Origin of the sequence: Methylobacterium sp. XJLW (assembly GCF_003254375.1) — a bacterium.
GTDB lineage: Bacteria > Pseudomonadota > Alphaproteobacteria > Rhizobiales > Beijerinckiaceae > Methylobacterium > Methylobacterium fujisawaense.
On sequence record NZ_CP016429.1, the window covers coordinates 4,893,755 to 4,912,039 of the forward strand.

General features: G+C 69.7%; 19 protein-coding genes. 10 read left to right on the plus strand and 9 right to left on the minus strand.

Features of this window, described 5'->3' with window-relative positions; translation table 11 throughout:
* Positions 1–211 precede the first annotated feature (211 nt).
* Together A3862_RS22655 and A3862_RS22660 are read right to left on the minus strand one after the other, a co-directional pair.
* Positions 212–466: a hypothetical protein gene (locus A3862_RS22655; RefSeq protein WP_043379566.1), complete on the minus strand. Its 255-nt coding sequence runs from the start codon at positions 464–466 to the stop codon at positions 212–214.
* A 136-nt stretch (positions 467–602) separates the two neighbouring features.
* Entirely contained in the window at positions 603–884 is a 282-nt protein-coding gene (locus A3862_RS22660; RefSeq protein WP_052083598.1) for a hypothetical protein, read from the minus strand.
* Positions 885–1,232: 348 nt separating this feature from the next.
* On the opposite strand from A3862_RS22660, the gene A3862_RS22665 reads away from it, so the two are divergent.
* From A3862_RS22665 to A3862_RS22685, 6 genes are all read left to right on the plus strand, one after another.
* Positions 1,233–1,742: a hypothetical protein gene (locus tag A3862_RS22665; RefSeq protein WP_043756890.1), complete on the plus strand. Its 510-nt coding sequence runs from the start codon at positions 1,233–1,235 to the stop codon at positions 1,740–1,742.
* A complete protein-coding gene (locus A3862_RS22670; protein WP_236961448.1) occupies positions 1,739–2,233 on the plus strand; it encodes a hypothetical protein in 495 nt (164 codons plus the stop codon). The genes A3862_RS22665 and A3862_RS22670 overlap by 4 nt, the downstream gene beginning before the upstream one ends.
* A 574-nt stretch (positions 2,234–2,807) precedes the next feature.
* Positions 2,808–2,945, plus strand: a complete 138-nt coding sequence (locus tag A3862_RS31650; protein ID WP_164706393.1) for a hypothetical protein — start codon at positions 2,808–2,810, stop codon at positions 2,943–2,945.
* 130 nt (positions 2,946–3,075) lie between these two features.
* Positions 3,076–3,855 carry an SDR family oxidoreductase gene (locus A3862_RS22675; RefSeq protein ID WP_043379573.1) on the plus strand — a complete coding sequence of 260 codons (780 nt, stop codon included), beginning with the start codon at positions 3,076–3,078 and terminating at the stop codon, positions 3,853–3,855.
* Positions 3,856–3,920: 65 nt separating this feature from the next.
* Complete coding sequence (locus A3862_RS22680; protein WP_111474012.1) at positions 3,921–5,204, plus strand: amidase; 1,284 nt, start codon at positions 3,921–3,923, stop codon at positions 5,202–5,204.
* Positions 5,205–5,722: 518 nt separating this feature from the next.
* The gene (locus tag A3862_RS22685; protein ID WP_075380084.1) at positions 5,723–6,532 is read left to right on the plus strand and encodes a class II aldolase/adducin family protein; all 810 of its coding nucleotides are present in this window, start codon (positions 5,723–5,725) and stop codon (positions 6,530–6,532) included.
* Positions 6,533–6,727: 195 nt separating this feature from the next.
* Here the strand turns inward: A3862_RS22685 and A3862_RS22690 are convergent, their stop codons facing one another.
* Positions 6,728–7,627: a LysR family transcriptional regulator gene (locus A3862_RS22690; RefSeq protein WP_111474013.1), complete on the minus strand. Its 900-nt coding sequence runs from the start codon at positions 7,625–7,627 to the stop codon at positions 6,728–6,730.
* A 141-nt stretch (positions 7,628–7,768) separates the two neighbouring features.
* Here A3862_RS22690 and A3862_RS22695 point away from each other — a divergent pair, with 141 nt between their 5' ends.
* Positions 7,769–9,931 carry a malate synthase G gene (locus A3862_RS22695; RefSeq protein WP_111474014.1) on the plus strand — a complete coding sequence of 721 codons (2,163 nt, stop codon included), beginning with the start codon at positions 7,769–7,771 and terminating at the stop codon, positions 9,929–9,931.
* Between the two features lie 291 nt (positions 9,932–10,222).
* On the opposite strand, the gene flhB is transcribed toward A3862_RS22695, so the two are convergent.
* The 6 genes from flhB to motA form a co-directional block, all read right to left on the minus strand.
* Positions 10,223–11,284, minus strand: a complete 1,062-nt coding sequence (gene flhB, locus A3862_RS22700; RefSeq protein WP_043379583.1) for a flagellar biosynthesis protein FlhB — start codon at positions 11,282–11,284, stop codon at positions 10,223–10,225.
* 14 nt (positions 11,285–11,298) lie between these two features.
* Positions 11,299–12,327, minus strand: coding sequence for a flagellar motor switch protein FliG (locus A3862_RS22705; protein ID WP_043348557.1), 1,029 nt, complete (start codon positions 12,325–12,327; stop codon positions 11,299–11,301).
* A 14-nt stretch (positions 12,328–12,341) separates the two neighbouring features.
* Complete coding sequence (fliN, locus tag A3862_RS22710; RefSeq protein WP_043348558.1) at positions 12,342–12,734, minus strand: flagellar motor switch protein FliN; 393 nt, start codon at positions 12,732–12,734, stop codon at positions 12,342–12,344.
* 91 nt (positions 12,735–12,825) lie between these two features.
* Complete coding sequence (locus A3862_RS22715; protein ID WP_236952921.1) at positions 12,826–13,167, minus strand: hypothetical protein; 342 nt, start codon at positions 13,165–13,167, stop codon at positions 12,826–12,828.
* Positions 13,148–14,077, minus strand: a complete 930-nt coding sequence (locus A3862_RS22720) for a flagellar motor switch protein FliM (RefSeq protein ID WP_043756881.1) — start codon at positions 14,075–14,077, stop codon at positions 13,148–13,150. The genes A3862_RS22715 and A3862_RS22720 overlap by 20 nt, the downstream gene beginning before the upstream one ends.
* A 2-nt stretch (positions 14,078–14,079) precedes the next feature.
* On the minus strand, positions 14,080–14,967 hold the full coding sequence (gene motA / locus A3862_RS22725) for a flagellar motor stator protein MotA (RefSeq protein ID WP_043756879.1): 888 nt from the start codon (positions 14,965–14,967) through the stop codon (positions 14,080–14,082).
* A 252-nt stretch (positions 14,968–15,219) separates the two neighbouring features.
* On the opposite strand from motA, the gene A3862_RS22730 reads away from it, so the two are divergent.
* From A3862_RS22730 to fliI, 3 genes are read left to right on the plus strand one after another with little or no spacing between them, the layout of a single operon-like run.
* Positions 15,220–15,999: a DUF1217 domain-containing protein gene (locus A3862_RS22730; RefSeq protein WP_111474015.1), complete on the plus strand. Its 780-nt coding sequence runs from the start codon at positions 15,220–15,222 to the stop codon at positions 15,997–15,999.
* A gap of 1 nt (position 16,000) precedes the next feature.
* On the plus strand, positions 16,001–16,741 hold the full coding sequence (gene flgF / locus A3862_RS22735) for a flagellar basal-body rod protein FlgF (protein ID WP_043348571.1): 741 nt from the start codon (positions 16,001–16,003) through the stop codon (positions 16,739–16,741).
* Between the two features lie 42 nt (positions 16,742–16,783).
* A complete protein-coding gene (gene fliI, locus A3862_RS22740; RefSeq protein ID WP_100793954.1) occupies positions 16,784–18,109 on the plus strand; it encodes a flagellar protein export ATPase FliI in 1,326 nt (441 codons plus the stop codon).
* Positions 18,110–18,285: the final 176 nt, after the last annotated feature.

Sequence of the window (18,285 nt, forward strand, 5' to 3'; positions counted from 1 at the left end):
GCGCAGCGATCCCGCGCGGCCCCACGGACACCATCGGACCGCGCCGGAGCAGCGTGGGGCGGACGAGCACCGCGCACAGGCCGAAGAAGCCGCGGGGGCGGCAGCAAACAACCCGGCGGCTCTCCAGGGCGAGCGATGGATCCCGACCACGGTCACGGCGATGCGCTCCCGTCTCCCTTCGGCCCTGTCCGGCGATGCGAAACAGGGTCTCTCAGAGCGCAGGCGAAGCGTCCGGGCTTCCTGTCGCAGCGCCCACGGGGTCGGCCGCGCCGTCGGCAGGGATCGATGCCGTAGGGGTGTCCGGGCGGCGGCGCGTCCGGTCGCGTGTTTCGTCCGGCCGCACGCGATCAAACGTCTGCGTCACCGCGTCCAGAGCGGACGAGGCGCCTGCCATGAGGGCGAGCGCCATCGCCGATCCGACCGAGGTCAGGAAGACGACCGTGGCGATGACTTGCGGAGCGGTCATGGCGCACCTGCGCGGGTGCATCGCGCTGACGATGGGCCCGGATGGCCGCGGCGGAGGCTGCGGCGGAGGCTGCGGCGTCGGATGAGCACGGGCCGTGGCGGAGCGGGGTCGCCCGCAGGCCGGACAGGCGCCCGCGTCATCGCCCCCCCAGGAGCAGGCGGTCCAAACCCGAGGAGAACCTCAACTCGATCCTCCGGCCATCGCGCCCGACGACTTCGCACGGCTGGTTCAGGAGCAGGGCGATCGAGATCAGTCGCAGGGTGTGCGGCGGCATCGCCTCCGGATGAAGCTCGATCATCGCACCGGATGCCCTGAGCTCCCAGATGAGACAATCGCAGCATTCCAGCGGGCGCCCGAAGAAGATCTGCCCGGTCTTGAAGGCAGGCCTCCAGGGCTCGTCCAAGCGCTCCTCGGCCATCGTGACCTCCTGACGAACCAGCCATCGCGTCCTGCGACGATCTGTATTCGCGTTCATTCCCCACGCGATTTCGGTATCAAACGTCACATCCGGCAGCGCGGCAGCGGTCTCGGGGCACAGGCCCACCGGGTCCGTTCGACGGCACCCGGCCGCGCGGATCCGGGCCCGGCGCGTCCCGCGCGGTCGAGCCTGCGGCGGGGGCCTCGATCGCCAGGGCCGGATCCCGCGTGGCGGCGGAGCCCATCGTGTTAACATTCTACAATCGGCCAGCAGCGCATTTAATTGTTTGTTAACTATTCTAAACAGTCTAGGCGGATCGGAATTGGATCGAGAGGGAGCAGAGGATCCGTGAGCGAGCTGCAGAGGCTTCTGAACGACCCTCGGTTTCGACCCGCAGACAAGACCCAGCGCGACTCCGGCGCCGGGCCCGAAACCAACCTCGGCAACGTCCTGCGCGTCGTCTCGTCGCTGCACGCACGGGCCGAGCTTCAGAAGCCGCCGGCCTCGCCGCAGGATTGGGACGCCCTCATCCTCCGGGTCCAGGCCGCAGCCCGCCAGGCCCGCGAGATCGAGGCGCAGGCCCGTGAGCGGGAGGCGCGCATCGAACAGGTGCTGGATCAGGTGCGTGAGGAGATCCAAGCCTCCAACGAGCGCGCCCGGACGGCGGAGATGCAGGCCCGCGAGGCACAGGTGCGCGCCGAGGCCCAGGTCCTCGCCGCGGAGGAACGCGCCAGGGCCGCCGAGGCCCGCGTCCGCGCCGCCGAGGACCGGGCGCGGCAGGCCGAGGAATGGCTGGAACGCGTCCAGCAGGCGATCCTGTCCGAATTCTCGGACCTCACCGATCAGGAGGCGGCATGAGCGGCGCCGCCCGGGCGCGGGCCGAGACGATGGAGTCCCATCCCCTGACCTACCCGGTCGGGCCTCGCGACGGCGACGCCGCGCCGATCGACCGGGTCGTCGCCCTGTTCTCCGGCGCCGCTTCGGCCGGGCCCGCGGCCGAAGCGGAGGCGGATGACTGGTCGGCCTCCCTGACCGCCGTGCGCGGCGTCGCAGCGCGGGTCCGCGGCCTGCAGGCGAGCGCCCGCGCGTCCGTCCGGGAGGCGCAGCATTCGGTGCGCGCGGCCGAGACGGCACGCCGCGCCGCGGAGGACCGGGCCCGCCACGCTGAATCGCTGCTGCGGGCGGCGCTCGAGCGGGCCGAGCAGGCCGAGGCGCAGGCCCGTGCGGCGGCCGAACGGGCCGAACGGGCCGAGGCCGAGCGAACGGAAGCGCGGGGGTGGCTGCGCCGGATGCACGAGTGCATGGTCAACGAATTCGGCGCCCTGTCCGAGGCCGCGGATCAGCCGTGAGCCGGCGCGCAGCGGCCCCCCGGCGTCCCGGCGGGCGCGACAGGCGCGGGCCGGACGACGCGGTTGCCGGCAGGGCCGTGACACCGACCGCAGGCTGCGCCCAGCCCTAGGCACCATCCGGCCGTGAGACACGGCGATGTCCGGTTGCAGATCTCGGACGCAGGCGTCGGACAGGCGCGGCGACAGGCCGTCTCCGGCGCGATCCACGCCGGGCGTGATCTCGGGGAGAGGCCGCCCCGCGACGGAGCGCACGAACGTGGCCTGCCCGGCCTGGGGATCGCGTCGGCCTGGGGATCGCGCGGGTTGATGCAGTCGTGAGCCGGCCTCCGGTCCGTCGCTCAGCGGATCCGTCCTCGAACAGCCATGCGACATCCCGATGCGGAGCGCCACGGCCGCAGATTCCGCCCGGACGGGGAGGCCCGACCGCGCAGGCGGTGACTGGAGCGGTGCAGCGCATGCAGATTTTGCCGCGGCCTCTTCAATATGACCGGCAACCTTAAGCTCACGAAAACAACTTTCGGACCAAAAGAGCCTGACCTCGTCGTCTCGACCTCGTCCGCCTGGCAGGATCGCCGTGACCCTCAGCCTCGTCCTCAGCACGTCCCTTCCGCTTCTCACCGGGGCGGTGGCCCTGTTGTGGGCCGGGTTCGTCGCCCCGGAGCGGGAGGAGCGTCCCGACGGGCCCGGCGCCCGCGACCTGCGCACGTGGTGAGCGGCGGGCGCCGGCCGAACACCGCCTGAGAGGCCCGCGGCCCCGTCCCGGATCGCTTCCGCGGGGGGCGTCCGGCGGGCTATGACGCGGCGGATGCCCTCGCGGCGAGGGCCGGTCACGGAGGCTCCCCATGGATCTCGGCTTGAGCGGGCGCCGGGCGCTCGTCTGCGCGGCGAGCAAGGGACTGGGCAGGGGCTGCGCCCTGGCGCTGGCCCGCGAGGGCGTCGCGGTGACGATCACGGCCCGCAACGCGGAGCTCCTGGAGCGGACCGCCGGGGAGATCCGCAGCGAGACCGGGGTCACCGTCACCGCCGTCGCGGGCGACATCGCCACCGAGGCCGGCCGGGCCGCGGCGCTCGCCGCCTGCCCAGAGCCCGACATCCTGATCAACAATGCCGGCGGGCCGCCCCCCGGCGACTTCCGCGACTGGGACCGCGACGCCTGGATCCGGGCGCTCGACGCCAACATGCTGGCGCCGATCGCCCTGATCCAGGCGACCGTCGACGGGATGATCGCCCGCAAGTTCGGCCGGATCGTCAACATCACATCCGGCGCCGTGAAGGCGCCGATCGAGCATCTCGGCCTGTCGAACGGCGCCCGATCGGGGCTGACGGGCTTCGTGGCCGGCCTCGCCCGGCAGACGGTGCGGCACGGGGTGACCATCAACAACCTGCTGCCCGGCCCCTTCGACACGGACCGGATCCGCAGCAACGCCGCAGCCGGCGCCGCCAAGGCGGGCACCACCGTGGAGGCGTTCCTGGAGGCGCGGGCGCGCGCCAACCCCGCCGGCCGGTTCGGGCACCCCGACGAGTTCGGCGCCGCCTGCGCGTTCCTGTGCAGCCGGCAGGCGGGGTTCATCACCGGCCAGAACCTGCTGATGGACGGCGGCGCCTATCCCGGCACGTTCTGACGGGCGGGGGCCCGCCCGGGCCCTCCGCTTGCATCGACGGCCCGCAACATCGCGCGGTGAGGATCATGAGCGTACGCGAGACCGTCGAGGCGCGGCTGGCCCGCATCGGGGAGGGGGACAAGGCGGTCTTCACCCGGCTCTACGCCGCCGAGGCCCGCGCGGCGGCGGACGCCGCCGACGCCCGCCGCCGGGACGGGATCTCCCTCGGCCCCCTCGACGGCGCGATGGTCTCGATCAAGGACCTGTTCGACGTGGCGGGCGAGACGACGCGCGCCGGCTCGATCCTGCTGGCCGACGGGGCGCCGGCGCGGGCCGATGCCCCGGTGGTCGCCCGCCTGCGCCGGGCCGGCGCGGTGATCCTGGGCAAGACCAACATGTCCGAGTTCGCCTTCTCGGGGCTCGGCCTCAACCCGCATTACGGCACCCCCGGCAACGCCGCCGATCCGGCGCGCATCCCGGGGGGCTCGTCCTCAGGCGCCGGGGTCTCGGTGGGGCAGGGGACCAGCGACATCGCGATCGGGTCGGATACGGGGGGCTCCGTCCGGATCCCCGCCGCGCTGAACGGCGTCGTGGGCTTCAAGCCGACCGCCTGCCGCGTGCCGCTGGACGGGGCCTTCCCGCTCTCCTACGCCCTCGATTCGCTGGGTCCGCTCGCCCGGACGGTGGCGGAATGCGCGGCCGCCGACGCCGTGATGGCGGGCGCGGAGCCCGTGCCGTTGGAGGCTTTCCCCGTCGCGGGCCTGCGCGTCGGCGTGCCGCGGGGCCTGCTGTTCACCGAGACGGAGCCGCTCGTGGCCGAGGCCTTCGAGCGCGCGCTGGCCTGCCTGTCCCGGGCTGGCGCCCGAATCGTCGACCACCCGATCGACGATCTCCTCGCCGCGATGGACGCGGCCATGCCGGACGGCTCTATCGCGGCGATCGAGGCCGCGGCGGTCCATGCCGACTGGCTGGACAGCGCAGCGTCCCGCTACGACCCGCGGGTCCACCGCCGCATCCTGGCCGGCCGGACCGCGACGGCGGCGCGCTACGTCCGGACGATGCGCCGGCGGGCCGAACTGATCACCGCCTTCGACCGGGTTCTCGCCCCCCTCGACGTGCTGGTCCTCCCGGCGACCGCCACCACGGCGCCGCTCACCGCCCCGCTGGAGGCGGACGACGCGGCGTTCCTGAACGCCAATCGCCTGATGCTGCGCAACACGGCGTTCGGCAATTTCTTCGATCTCACCGGCCTGTCGCTGCCGATGCCGGATCTCGCCCGGCCGGCGGGGCTGATGCTGCTCGCCCGCCACGGGCAGGACCGCCGCCTCCTGGCCCTCGGCGCCGGCATCGAGGCGGCGCTGGCGGGGTAGGGGGCTCCGCGCCGCTCCCGTCATCGCGAGCGCAGCGAAGCGACCCAGGGCAGCAGCGTGACCCCGGTGGACGTGGCGCGACCCTGGATTGCTTCGCTGCGCTCGCAAAGACGGCCACCGTACATCGGGAGCGCCCACGCATCCGGACACACTATCGCGGCCCCGCGCGCTGCGCCGCCGGGGGCATGGCCCAAACCTCACGCCGCCGGGGTGACGCGGGACGCCGCGAAGCCCGAACGCAACGTTGCTAAAGCCGGCTTCCCGGCGGCTGACCGGACCGACGCCCCGAGGCGCGTCACGGTGCATCGCGGCGGGCGTGCGGAGGAGCGGGCTCCGAACGCCTCGGGCCGCGGTGCCGGCCGGCCCGGTCCCGCGCATTGCCGGATGGCGTCCCATCGTGCACCCTGGCGGCGATCCCGGCCCGAACCGCGTCCTCCGGGGCTCGACCGCGCCGGGAGACCGGGACCGCCCGCGCCGGGGGGTGATCCCGATCAGGCCGACCGGCAGGGAGCCGCCGCATGAGCGCAGCCACGCCGTCGATCGTCGCGGACCGGGACGCCGGGTCCGGCGGAGGGATTCAGGAGGCGGTCCGGGCGATGCGCGTCGATCTGGCGGCCGCCTACCGGCTGATCCATCGGCTGGGCCTCGACGACAGCATCTACACCCACATCTCGGCGCGGCTGCCGGGGGACGGGCACCGGTTCCTGATCAATCCCTACGGGATGCGCTTCGAGGAGGTGACGCCGGAGAACCTCGTCACCGTCGATATCGACGGCCACGTGCTCGCGGACCCGATGGGGCTCGGCATCAATCCGGCCGGGTTCACGATCCACAGCGCCATCCACGCCGCCCGCGCCGACGCGATCTGCGTGCTGCACACCCACACGGTGGCGGGGGTCGCGGTCTCCTGTCAGGAGGAGGGGCTGCTGCCCCTGAACCAGTGGTCGATGCAGTTCACGGGGCGCGTCGCCTACCACGCCTACGAGGGCATCGCCCTCGATCTCGACGAGCGGCAGCGGCTGGTGGCCGATCTCGGCGACAAGCCCGTGATGGTGCTGCGCAACCACGGCCTGCTGACCTGCGGGCGCACGGTCGGCGAGGCGTTCCGGCTGATGCACAACATGGAGCGCTCGTGCCGGGCGCAGCTGGCGATCCAGGCGGCCGGCGCGCCGGTGATCCGGCCCTCCGCCGCCATCGCAACCAAGACCGCCGGGCAATACGCCGCCGGCTACGACCGCGTCGTCGTCCAGGGAGCGCCCGACAACGAATGGGCGGCGTTCAAGCGGATGCTGGCGCGGACCGATCCCGATGTCTTCGCGGCAGGGTGAGGCGCGACGTCGATCGGGTGGGATCCGCGCCCCCGCTTCCGGGCGGGCGGTTTCACCCGTCTTCCGCCGGCCATCAAAGTCGTGAGCGACGAGTGCCTGTCCCCTCTCCCTCGTGAGGCGGAGCGCGCGGCGCCGGCCGTGTGACGTCGGTCGCCTCTGCGGGGGAGGGGGACGCGTCGCCCCTCGGCCCACCCCTCACCCCTCCGTCCAGGCCCCGCTCGACCGGTAGGTCTGCTTCAGGAACGCGATGAAGGCCCGGGTCTTGGCGGGCACGAAGGCGCGGCTCGGATAGACCGCGAAGATGCCCGCCGAGGCCGCGGCCGTGTAGGCGGGCAGCACCACCTCCAAGAGCCCGCCGCGCAGCTCCGCGTGCACGTCCCAGGTGGAGCGGAGCGCGATCCCGAGGCCGCCGATCGCCGCCTCGCGCACCACCTCGTTGGAATGGGTGCGCAGGGGGCCCGACGCGGTGACCGTGCAGGGTCCCTCCGGTCCGATGAGGCGCCAGGGGTTCTGGTTCTCGGTGGCGAGGCACACATGGCCGCGCAGATCGTCCAGGGTCTGCGGTCGCCCCGCCACATCGAGGTAGCTCGGCCGCGCGCACAGAACCCGCCGCACCGGCGCGAGGCGCACCGCCGTCAGTCCGGAACTCTCCAGCGCGCCCACCCGGATGGCGAGGTCGTAGCCGCGCTCGATGATGGACTCGAAATCGTCGCTCAGCTCCAGGTTCAGCACGAGGTCGGGGTGGAGGGCGAAGAAGGCCCCCAGATGCGGGACGATGTGCAGGCGCCCGAAGGAACTCGGCGCCGTAACCCGGAGCGTCCCCCGCGCCCGCGTGGCGTTCTGCGAGACGAGGCTTTCGGCCTCCGCGATGGCGTCGACGATCGGGGCGATCCGCTCGAAGAACGCCGCGCCGATATCGGTCGGCGCCAGCCGCCGCGTGGTGCGGTGCAGCAGGCGCACGGCGAGCCGCTCCTCCAGCCGCTTCAGCCGCTTCGAGACCACCGCCACCGACAGGCCGAGTTCCGACCCGGCCCGGGTCAGGCTGCCGGTCCGCACCACCCGGGCGAAGATCTCCAGGTCGCTCTGGTCGTTCATTTTCAACGCTGCGGAAAAAATCAAATCCCTTTTGCCGCCTTTTCGGCGGGTGCCAAGCGGTCTATCGCCGTGAGATCAAAAAAATTTCACGGGCCGTTCGACTTTTTCTGACGCACGGCGCCCCATTTCCCAGAGGATCGCATGTCGAATCTCGTCGTCGCCGAGGATCTCCGCACCTTCCTGTCCGAGGAGGCGCTGCCTGGAACCGGCCTCTCGGCCGACCGGTTCTGGTCGGGCTTCGCGGCGATCGTCCGCGACCTCGCACCGCACAATCGGGCGCTGCTCGACCGGCGCGACGGCCTCCAGGCCGACATCGATTCCTGGCACCGCGACCATCGCGGCCTGCCGCACGAACCGGCCGCCTACGCGGCCTACCTCACGCAGATCGGCTACCTGCAGCCGGAGCCCGACGCTGTGCGGGTGACCACCGAGAACGTGGACGCGGAGATCGCGCAGATCGCCGGGCCCCAGCTCGTCGTGCCGATCTCGAACGCCCGCTACGCGCTCAACGCCGCCAATGCCCGCTGGGGCAGCCTCTACGACGCCCTCTACGGCACCGACGCGATCCCGCAGGACGGCGACCTCGCCCCAGGCACCGGGTTCAACCCGGCCCGGGGCGCCGCCGTGGTGGCCAAGACCAAGGCCCTCCTCGACGCGACCGCCCCGCTCAGCGTCGGCTCCTGGGCGGATGCGGTGGGCTTCTCGGTGACGGGCGGCCGCCTCGCCGTTGCTCTCGGCGCCGGACGGAGCGCCGGCCTGACCGGCACGGCGGACCTCGCGGGCTATACCGGCGCCCCCGAGGCGCCGACCGCGCTCCTGCTGCGCCACAACGGCCTGCACGTCGAGATCGTCATCGACCGGACGAGCCCGATCGGCCGCACCGACCCCGCCGGCATCGCCGACGTGGTGCTGGAATCCGCCCTTTCGACCATCATGGACATGGAGGATTCGGTCGCCGCCGTGGACGCGGCCGACAAGGTCGCGGTCTATCGCAGCTGGCTCGGCCTGATGCGCGGCGACCTCGTGGCCACCCTGTCCAAGGGCGGCCGCACCGTCGAGCGGCGGCTTGCCGCGGACCGCACCTACACGGCGCCCGACGGGGGAAGCCTGACCCTGCCGGGGCGGTCGCTGATGCTGGTCCGGCATGTCGGCCATCACATGTACACCGACGCCGTGACCCTCGACGGCGCCGAGATCCCCGAGACGCTCCTCGACGCGGCGGTGACCGCGCTGATCGCCCTGCACGACCTGAACGGGACCGGCTCCTTGCGCAACAGCCGGACGGGCTCGGTCTACATGGTCAAGCCGAAGCTGCACGGCCCCGACGAGGTCGCCTTCGCGGTGGAGCTGTTCGGGCGGGTCGAGGCCCTCGTCGGGCTCGCGCCGCGGACGCTCAAGATCGGCGTGATGGACGAGGAGCGGCGCACGACGCTCAATCTGAAGGCGGCGATCGCCGCCGCGGCGGACCGGCTGTTCTTCATCAACACCGGCTTCCTCGACCGGACCGGGGACGAGATCCACACCTCCCTGGAGGCCGGTCCGGTGGTCCGCAAGGACGCGATGAAGGCGACCGCCTGGATCAAGGCCTACGAGGACGGGAACGTCGATGCCGGCCTCGCCTGCGGCCTGCCGGGCCACGCGCAGATCGGCAAGGGCATGTGGGCCGCCCCCGACCAGATGGCGGCGATGCTGGAGGCGAAGGGCGCCCACCCGGAAGCCGGCGCCAACACCGCCTGGGTGCCGTCGCCGACGGCGGCCACGCTCCACGCGCTGCACTACCACCGGACGGATGTCCGCGCCCGCCAGGCGGATCTGGCCGGCCGGGCGCCCGCGACCCGGGACGCCATGCTGACCCTGCCCCTCGCCGAGGGCGCCTTTGCGCCGGAGGCGATCCGGGAGGAGCTCGACAACAACTGCCAGGGGATCCTGGGCTACGTGGTCCGCTGGATCGACCAGGGCGTCGGCTGCTCGAAGGTGCCGGACATCCACGAGGTCGGCCTGATGGAGGACCGCGCCACCCTGCGGATCTCCAGCCAGCACATCGCCAACTGGCTGCGCCACGGGATCGTGGACCGGGCGCAGGTCGACGCGGCGTTGCGGCGGATGGCGGCGGTGGTCGACCGCCAGAACGCGGGCGATCCGGCCTACCGGCCGATGGCTCCGGGCTTCGACGGCCCGGCCTTCCGGGCCGCGGAGGCCCTGGTGTTCGAGGGCGCGCGCCAGCCCAACGGCTACACCGAGTTCGTGCTGCACCGGTTCCGCCGGGAGGCGAAGCGCCGGCAGGCCGACGGTCGGGCGGCCTGAGGCCGTCTCGCGGCCTGCGATCCGCCCGAGCGCGACCCGATCCCGAGGCGCCGGAGCGCAGCGGGGGCCTCGCAGGAGGACTCGCAGGAGGCCTTCGGGGATCACCGCGTTTCCCCGCATCCGCCTTCGAGGCCGGGGAACGCGGGCGCCAGGATCAGGGGCCGGGTTCGACAAGCGATCGTCGCCCCGCGGCGCGCCCTCCCGCATTTCTGAGGGCCGGCGCCCGCCGGGGGGGGGCGCCGGCCGGCCAGGCCGGGTTCCCCGATCCGCGGGCCGGTCACCCGCGGCCGCTCAGCGGCGCTTGCGCGTCATCACGTAGACGAGGAGATTCGCCACCGCCCGGTAGAATTCCGCCGGGATTGCCTGATTGATCTCCACGTGGTCGTACATCGCCCGGGTCAGGGCCTTGTCGACGACCACCTCGATCCGGTTCCTCTCGGCGATCTCGCGGATGCGCAGGGCGATCAGGTCCGCCCCCTTGGCCAGCACCACCGGGGCGTCGCTCTCGCTCTGATCGTAGCGCAGCGCGATGGCGTAGTGCGTCGGGTTCGCCAGGATCATCGTGGCGCGGGGCACCGCCGCCATCATCTGCTTGCGCAGCCGGTCCTGCGCCAGCGAGCGCAGCCTGGCCTTCACAAGCGGGTCGCCCTCGAGCTGCTTGAACTCGTCCTTCAGCTCCTGTCGCGACATCCGCAGGTCACGCTGCCAGCGCAGGCGGGACCAGACCAGATCGCCCGCCACCAGCGCGATGGTCGCCACGCTGACGGCCGAGATCAGGCGGACCGACAGGGTCAGCAGGAACTCGGGCAGGCCGATCGGATCCACAAACATGGCGTCCACGATCTCGTACCGGTCTGCGCGCAGAACCATGAAGGACATGCCGCCGATCGCCAGAAACTTGAAGAGGCTCTTTCCGAACTCGACGAACCCCTGTGTACTGAAGATCCGCTTCCAGCCGCTCGCGGGCGAGATGCGAGACCATTGGGGCTGGATGCGATCAAACACGATGCGGGGCGCGTTCTGAAAGATCGAGGCGGCGATCCCGGCAACGAGCAGGATCACCAGAACCGGCAACAGGAACCGGCCCATTTCCAGGGCCAGGGCGTGAACGAGGCGCTTGGCGTCCGGGCTGGTCTCCACGCTGAAGTTGCGCGGCTGCTCGAGGAGCAGGGTGAGCCGCCGCACGAATGCAGCCCCCTGATCCCGCACCACGAACACGAGGAAGACCAGCAGGCCCATGATCGAGGCGAAGACCGGGGCCTCGCGCGAGAAGGGGGTATTGCCCTGCGCGACCGCGTCGCTGATCTTCTTCTCGCTGGCCGCCTCGGTTTTGCTCTCCTTGTCATCCGACATCGCGGCAGTCCCGCTCAGCGGATGTAGGTCTCATCCGAATCCGCCGAGCTGAGTTCGATCTCGCCTCGGGCGGCCATCTCGAGCGCCTGATCGGTGATCGCGCGGCGGGCCTCGTGCACATCCCGCTGCGAGGCGGGCTCGCCGCCCTCGAGTTCGTGCTCCACCAGGCGCCGCGCGCGGGCCGTCAGGGCACTGAGCACGACGTTGCGCAGCTGTCCGCTCGTGCCCTTGAGCGCCAGGATGACCTTCTCGTGGGGGATCTGGTCGAACAGGGTCGTGCGGGCCCGCGGTGTCAGGTTGATGATGTCGTCGAAGGTGAAGAGCAGGCTCTTCAGGATCTCCGCCGATTTCGGGCGCGACTGCGTGAGGTTGTCCAGGACCTCCTCCATGCTCTGGCGCTCCATCTTGTTGATGATGTCGGCCATGCGCGAATGGGTATCCGCCGCGGCGTTGCGCGCCAGATTGATCATGAAGTCCTCGTGGATGGTCTGTTCGATCATCTTCATCGTGGTCTCGACGATCGGCTTGAACGTCAGCATGCGCCGCATGACCGCGTTGCGCATCGGCGCCGGGAGCTGGGCCATCACCTTGGCGGCACAGGCCGGCTTGACCTTCGACAGGATCAGGGCCGCGGTCTGCGGATGTTCCTTGATCAGGTAGGCGGCAAGAGCCGTCTCCGAGCCGTTCGAGATCCGGTCCCAGATCGACCGCTCCCCCCCGCCGAGCACATCGGCCATGATCTCGGCGATCTGCTCCGGAGGCAGGACCCCCTCCAGCAGCTTCTCCATCTCGCGGGCCGTCCCGATCAGGTTCGCCCCGTCGGCGAAGAAGGCCGCCAGCTGCTCGACGATCGTCTCGAGTTGCGGCTTGGGGACGGGTCCGAGCTGCGAGACGGCGCGCGTGATCTGCTTCAGTTCGGCCTGGTCGAAATACTTGACGAGCCGGCTGGCCGTCGTCTTCTTCATCGCGATGAGGACGGCCGCGACCTCCTCGGCAGGGGTCAGCACTCTTCGACCGACTTTGGTCATGGAACCTGCGGCCATGGCGCTGCTTCCTCTCAGCCGTTGGAATCGGCCGCTGCGGGACCGACGATTTCGGTGAGGGACACGCCGAAGCGGGAATTGTCGTCCTCGACCACGACGACTTCGCCCCGGGCGATGACGCGGCCGTTCACGACGACGTCGACCGGTTCGCCCACGCGATGGTCCAGGGGAACGATCGCTCCTCGGCCCAGCTTCATCAGGTTGGCGACCGGCATCGTGGCCGATCCGAGGACCACCTGCATCAAGACCGGAATCCGGAGGATGGAATCGAGATTCCGGCCATGGCCCAAGCGCTCGTCCTGCGCCCGCTGGCCGTCGGCATGCGCCTCGATCTTGGCGAACAGGCTGTCGCTATGCCCACTCCCGGTCCCGGACTCGACATTCACGTGGTCTGCGGGGGATGACATCAAACGCTCCTCAAGGATGGGACGATTCGCGGCCGAGCCGCACCGGGACCGGCGGTCGCGGGGGAGGGTGGCCACGTCGGCTGAGCCGGCATCAGGCGCTCGTCAGGTTGCCGCCGACGGCAGGTTCAGGGCTCGCATCGCCGGGCTGTGCCGCGTTCGCCAGCCTGATCCGCTCCGCCTTCAGCTCGGCCAGGGCCACCTTGGCGCACTCGATCTCGCGGCTCAGATCTTCGAGGACGACACGCCCGTCCTGGGCGAAGGACTGGACGGCGTTGCTCGCGCCGACGAGGGCGGACGCGCTCCAATCGACCATGTCGCGGTACTGGGCATGATACCGATCGAGCCGCTTCAGCCGCATGTACATCGGTACGAGGCAGGCGGTCGTCGCGACCAGGGCCGCGAACAGCAGGGCCTCAGCGAGAGAGAACATCATCGATAAATTCCTGATCCTGATCGATGAAGCGGTCCACGCGCAGGACGACGCCGCCCTCCTCCTGCCCGACATCGCACCAGAACAGATCGCGGTCGTTGCCGACCAGCTTGACACGGCTGCGCGGGGTCGCCCGCAGTTCTAGCACCTGGCCCACGCTGAGCTCGGCGATCTCGCCGAGCGTCAGCTGCTTCTCCTCCAGGATCGCCTTGAGGGTCACCGGCGTCTTCTGCACCTCGCCGGCGATCTGCTTCGTCCACCGGGAGTCCCGGGCGGAGGTCTCACCCACCAGGATCCGCGCCAGGCTCTGCCGCATCGGATTCAGGACGGATTGCGGGATGACGATGAACATCTCTCCGCCGCGATTGAGCGCCTGCAGGACGAACTTCGCCGCCACCGCTTGGTTGTTCCGGCGGCCGATGACGGCGAAATCCATTCGCAGCTCCGTCCGCTCGAGCTTGAACGGCGTGTCCGCCACCAGCGCGAATGCGGACTGCATCGCCTTGCCGATCTGCTCGAAGAGGCGCTGCGCGATCCGCATCTCGATATTCGAGAAGGATCGTTCCTCGTCGAGCGGCGGTTCGGAGCCGTCGGCACCGAGGAGCGCCTCCACCATCGTGAAGATGAAGTCGCGGTCGAAACCGACCAGGATGTGACTGTCCCATTCGGGCGCCTGGAAGATGCCGGCGACCGCGTTCGCCTCGTAGGGCTCCAGGATGTCTCCGAACCGCTGGCTCTCGACATTGCTCAGCGAGAAGTAGACCGGGGAGGCCGCAAGGTGGCGGAGCTGCTCCGCGCAGAACGTCGCGGCCCGGTCGAGGATCACGTGCAGCATCGGGAGGCGATCGAGGGAGAGCCCTGCGGCGTCCAGGAGCCGATCCCGGATGTCGTTGGCGACCGGTTGTTTGTCCATGATCAAGCCGCCTCACGCAGGGCGCTCTCGCTGCGCGGCGCGCCCGTGATCGTCGCGTTCTCCACCTCGTCGATCGTCGGCCGGTAGGCCGCCGTGATGGCCTTGCGGCCATGCTCGACGGCGATCTGGGGCAGCGCGCCGTTCATGAAGGCCAGCAGGGTCTGCTTGACGATGATGAAGACCCGGGCCTGCGCCTCGCGGGTCGCCTTCACCTTGTTGGCGAGCGGCGCCACGACGCTGTAGGAGACGAGAATGCCGGTGAAGGTGCCCACCAGGGCGGCCCCGATCAGGCTTCCCAGCAGGGCGGGGGATTGGTCGAGCGCCCCCATCGCCTTCACGATACCGAGGATCGCCGCCACGATCCCCAGGGCCGGCAAGCCGTCGGCCATGCTCATCAGCGCGAAGTAGACCTTCAGCTTGTCGCCGCGGTGCGTCGCGATCTCCTCCTCCATCAGCGCCTCGATCTCGTAGGGCCGCGCATTGCCGACCAGAATGAGACGGACATAGTCGCAGATGAACAGCGTCAGTTCCTGGTCGCGGGCCACGCGCGGATAGGCCTTGAAGATCTCGGACTCATCCGGTCTGTCCAAGTGAGTTTCGACCTCGTTGCGCGGCTTTGACCGAAGTTCCCGTGTCAAAGCGAACAAAAGGCCGAGCAAGGAAAGGTAATCCTCCTGTCTCGGCTCCCGAGCGAACAGAGCATCCCGGACCGCACCGGCGGTGTCCATCACCACCCGCGCCGGGTTGGCGACGATGAACGCACCGATCGCGGCGCCCCCGACAATGATGAATTCGAAAGGCTGCCAGACCACCATGAGGTGGCCGCCCATGGCCCAGAAGCCGCCCGCGACACAGACCATCGCGGTCAGCAAGCCGATGATAACACCCACGTAGCGCCTCGACGTCGTATGGATCGCTACACCGGGCTGTAGACGGTCATGCTTGCGTCGGGCTGGAGCGATCTCGCAGCGCTCAAACGCAACACGTTTCGAGATCGACCGTGCAAGGCCCAGACAAGCTCCCGGCCCTAGGGCTGACGCCCAGCATCCGCGGCCTGTACATCTGCAGCGGTCGATATATCGGCAATCCGAATTCTTGTTAATTCGTTCTGAACCCGATCCAACAAGATCAGGAACCCGGACATGACATCAACTTATCTTAATTACAAGATTATATCTAGAGATATTACAAAAAATCTGAGCGAAAAAGCGTCGGAAAAGGCAAATTCTCGAGAGATAAAATATTACTCTGATCATATTTCCGAAATAAAATCAGTCGATGATTTCATCGGCAATGCGCGCATCTTCAATTTCGCCATGCAAGCCTTCGGCTTAGATGACATGGCTTACGCCAAGGGATTCATGAGAAAGATCCTGGCAGGGCCGCCTGACGCGAACGGAATGCGCTTGGTCGATCGCATTCAAGATGCGCGATTTCGAGAATTTGCGAACGCCTTCGACTTCCAAACCCACGGCGCCAACACAACGCAGCGTGCCGAGGCCAGGCAGGCACCGATCGATTCTTATGTCCGCCAGAAGCTCGAGAGCGATGCCGGCCAGCAAGACGAGGGCACACGCCTAGCCCTGTACTTCAAGCGCCAGGCGGGAACGATTAGGTCCGCGTTCGGCATCCTGGCCGACAAGGCTTTGGCGGAAGTCGTTCGAACAGCCCTTGGACTCCCTCCCGAGATGGCGATGAGCAACCTTGATGCTCAGGCCGCCCTGATAAACCGGAAGCTCGACATCGCGAGCTTCAAAGATACGGAAAAACTCGACAAATTCATCAAGCGCTTCACGATCATGTGGGATCAGAAGAACGATACGGCATCGACGCCGACGCTGTCGCTCTTCGGCGGGTCCGATTCGGGCTTCGACACCGGGCTCCTGCTCAAGCTGCAATCCATCCGGCTGGGGGGGCACTGACATGCAGGCGTCGCTTTACGTCACGCTGTCCGCCCAGATGGCGCTCGAACAGCGCCTGAACACCGTGGCGACCAACGTCGCCAATCTCGGGACCGCCGGCTACCGTGCGGAGGAGGTCAAGTTCGAGACGATCCTGTCCGAGGCGGGCGGGCGCGAGGTCGCGTTCACGACGCCGGGCGAGACCTTCCTGTCGCGCAAGGCCGGACCGCTCATCAAGACGGATTCGCCCCTCGACGTCGGCGTGCAGGGGGACGGCTGGCTGGCCGTGCGGGGTCCAGGAGGTCCGGTCTATACCCGCGACGGCCGGATGCAGGTCACGGCGGCCGGCGACCTGCAAGATCTGAGCGGGCGCCCGATCCTGGACCCCGGCGGTTCGCCCCTGACCGTCGATCCGGAAGGGCCCCCGATCACGATCGGACAGGACGGGATCATATCCCAGGGCACCAATCAGATCGGCGCACTCGGCGTGTTCCGTCTGGACCCGGCCGCGAAACTCACCCGTGTCGCCGGCGGTGCCGTCGCGTCGGACAGGCCGGGCCAGCCGATCCTGGACTTCAATCAGCGCGACGCGACCACGGTCCGGGTCCAGCAGGGATTTCAGGAGGGGGCCAACGTCAATCCGGTCATGGAGATGTCCCGGCTCATCGAGATCACGCGCACCTTCCAGAATGCGGCCGCCGCGGTGGCCGAAACCGAATCCTCGCTGCAGGACGCGATCCGCGGCCTCGGCCCCAGCGCGTAAGCGACCGCCATCGTGGACTCCACAAGGCTGCCGCGTGCTGAGATGAGCATGAACGCCCTCGACCGGCTCGCCCGCGCGCTGGAGGACCGGGACGATCATCCCCTCGTCAGAGTCGGGGGAGTCGTCCGGGAGATCGGGTTCGGCCATTGCCGCATCCGCATCAACACCCCCCTACTGAGGCTCGGCGATCGGATGCAGATCGAGACCGGCGGGCGGAATCTCGACGGCGAGGTCGTGCGGATCGACGAAGACGGGGCGATCCTCAAGCCGTTCGAGAGCCGGATCGGCGCCGGCCTCGGATCGCCCGCCTATCGCGTGCCGACCTCGGATCCCCGACCCTGCGAGGACTGGAAGGATCGCGTCATCAACGCCCTGGGGCAGCCCATCGACGGAAAGGGGCCGTTGGCCAAGGGCGCGCGGGCGATGCCGCTGGATGCCGATCCTCCGCCCGCGATGCTGCGGTCCCGGGTGAACCGGCCGCTTCCGACCGGCGTGCGGGCCATGGATCTGTTCACGCCGCTCTGCGCGGCGCAGCGCATCGGCATCTTCGCGGGCTCCGGGGTCGGGAAGACCACGCTGCTGTCCATGCTGGCCCGCTGCTCCGGATTCGACGCCGTGGTCGTCGCCCTGGTCGGCGAGCGCGGGCGCGAGGTTCGGGAGTTCCTCGAGGGCCCTGTCCAGGACAGCCGGTCCCGGTCGGTGGTCGTGGTCGCCACGGGCGACGAGAGCCCGATGATGCGCCGGCAGGCGCCGAAGCTCGCGTTCGCCGTGGCCGAGTATTTTCGCGATCAGGGCCAATCGGTCCTGCTCATCCTCGATTCGGTCACGCGCTTTGCCCATGCCGCCCGGGAGGTGGCCCTCGCGGCCGGCGAACCGCCAGTGGCACGGGGCTATCCGCCGAGCGTGTTCGGCGATCTGCCGCGTCTGCTGGAACGGGCCGGGCCGGGGACCGAGGGCGGCGGCACGATCACCGGCATCTTCTCGGTCCTGATCGACGGAGACGACCACAACGACCCGGTAGCCGACAGCATCCGCGGCACCCTCGACGGCCATATCGTCCTCGACCGGGCGATCGCAGATCAGGGCCGCTATCCGGCGATCAACCTGCTCGGCTCGATCTCACGCCTGGCCGACGTCGTGTGGACCCTGCAGCAGCGCGAACTCGTCCGCATGCTCAAGAGCCTGGTCGCGCGCTTCGAGGATTCCCGGGACCTGCGCCAGATGGGGGGATACCAGGCCGGAGCGGATCCGGAACTCGACCAAGCCGTCGTCTTGGTCCCGAAGATCTATGCGGCCCTCCGGCAGGATCCCACCGAGCCGCGCAGCCTCGACGCCTTCCTGGACCTCGCGAACGCGTTGCGAACCTGATCAACGGAGGCATGGGGCGGACCCGGATCCGAGGGGGAGGGTCGATCGCCCGTGCCGATGGCAGGGCGTCACGAGGATCCGCGTCGCTCGCCGGCGTAGGTTCAGAACAGCCGGTCGGAAAGCTTCGCGCAAGCGATCTCTGATCAGAGTCGGCCGAACATGATCAAACAACGGGG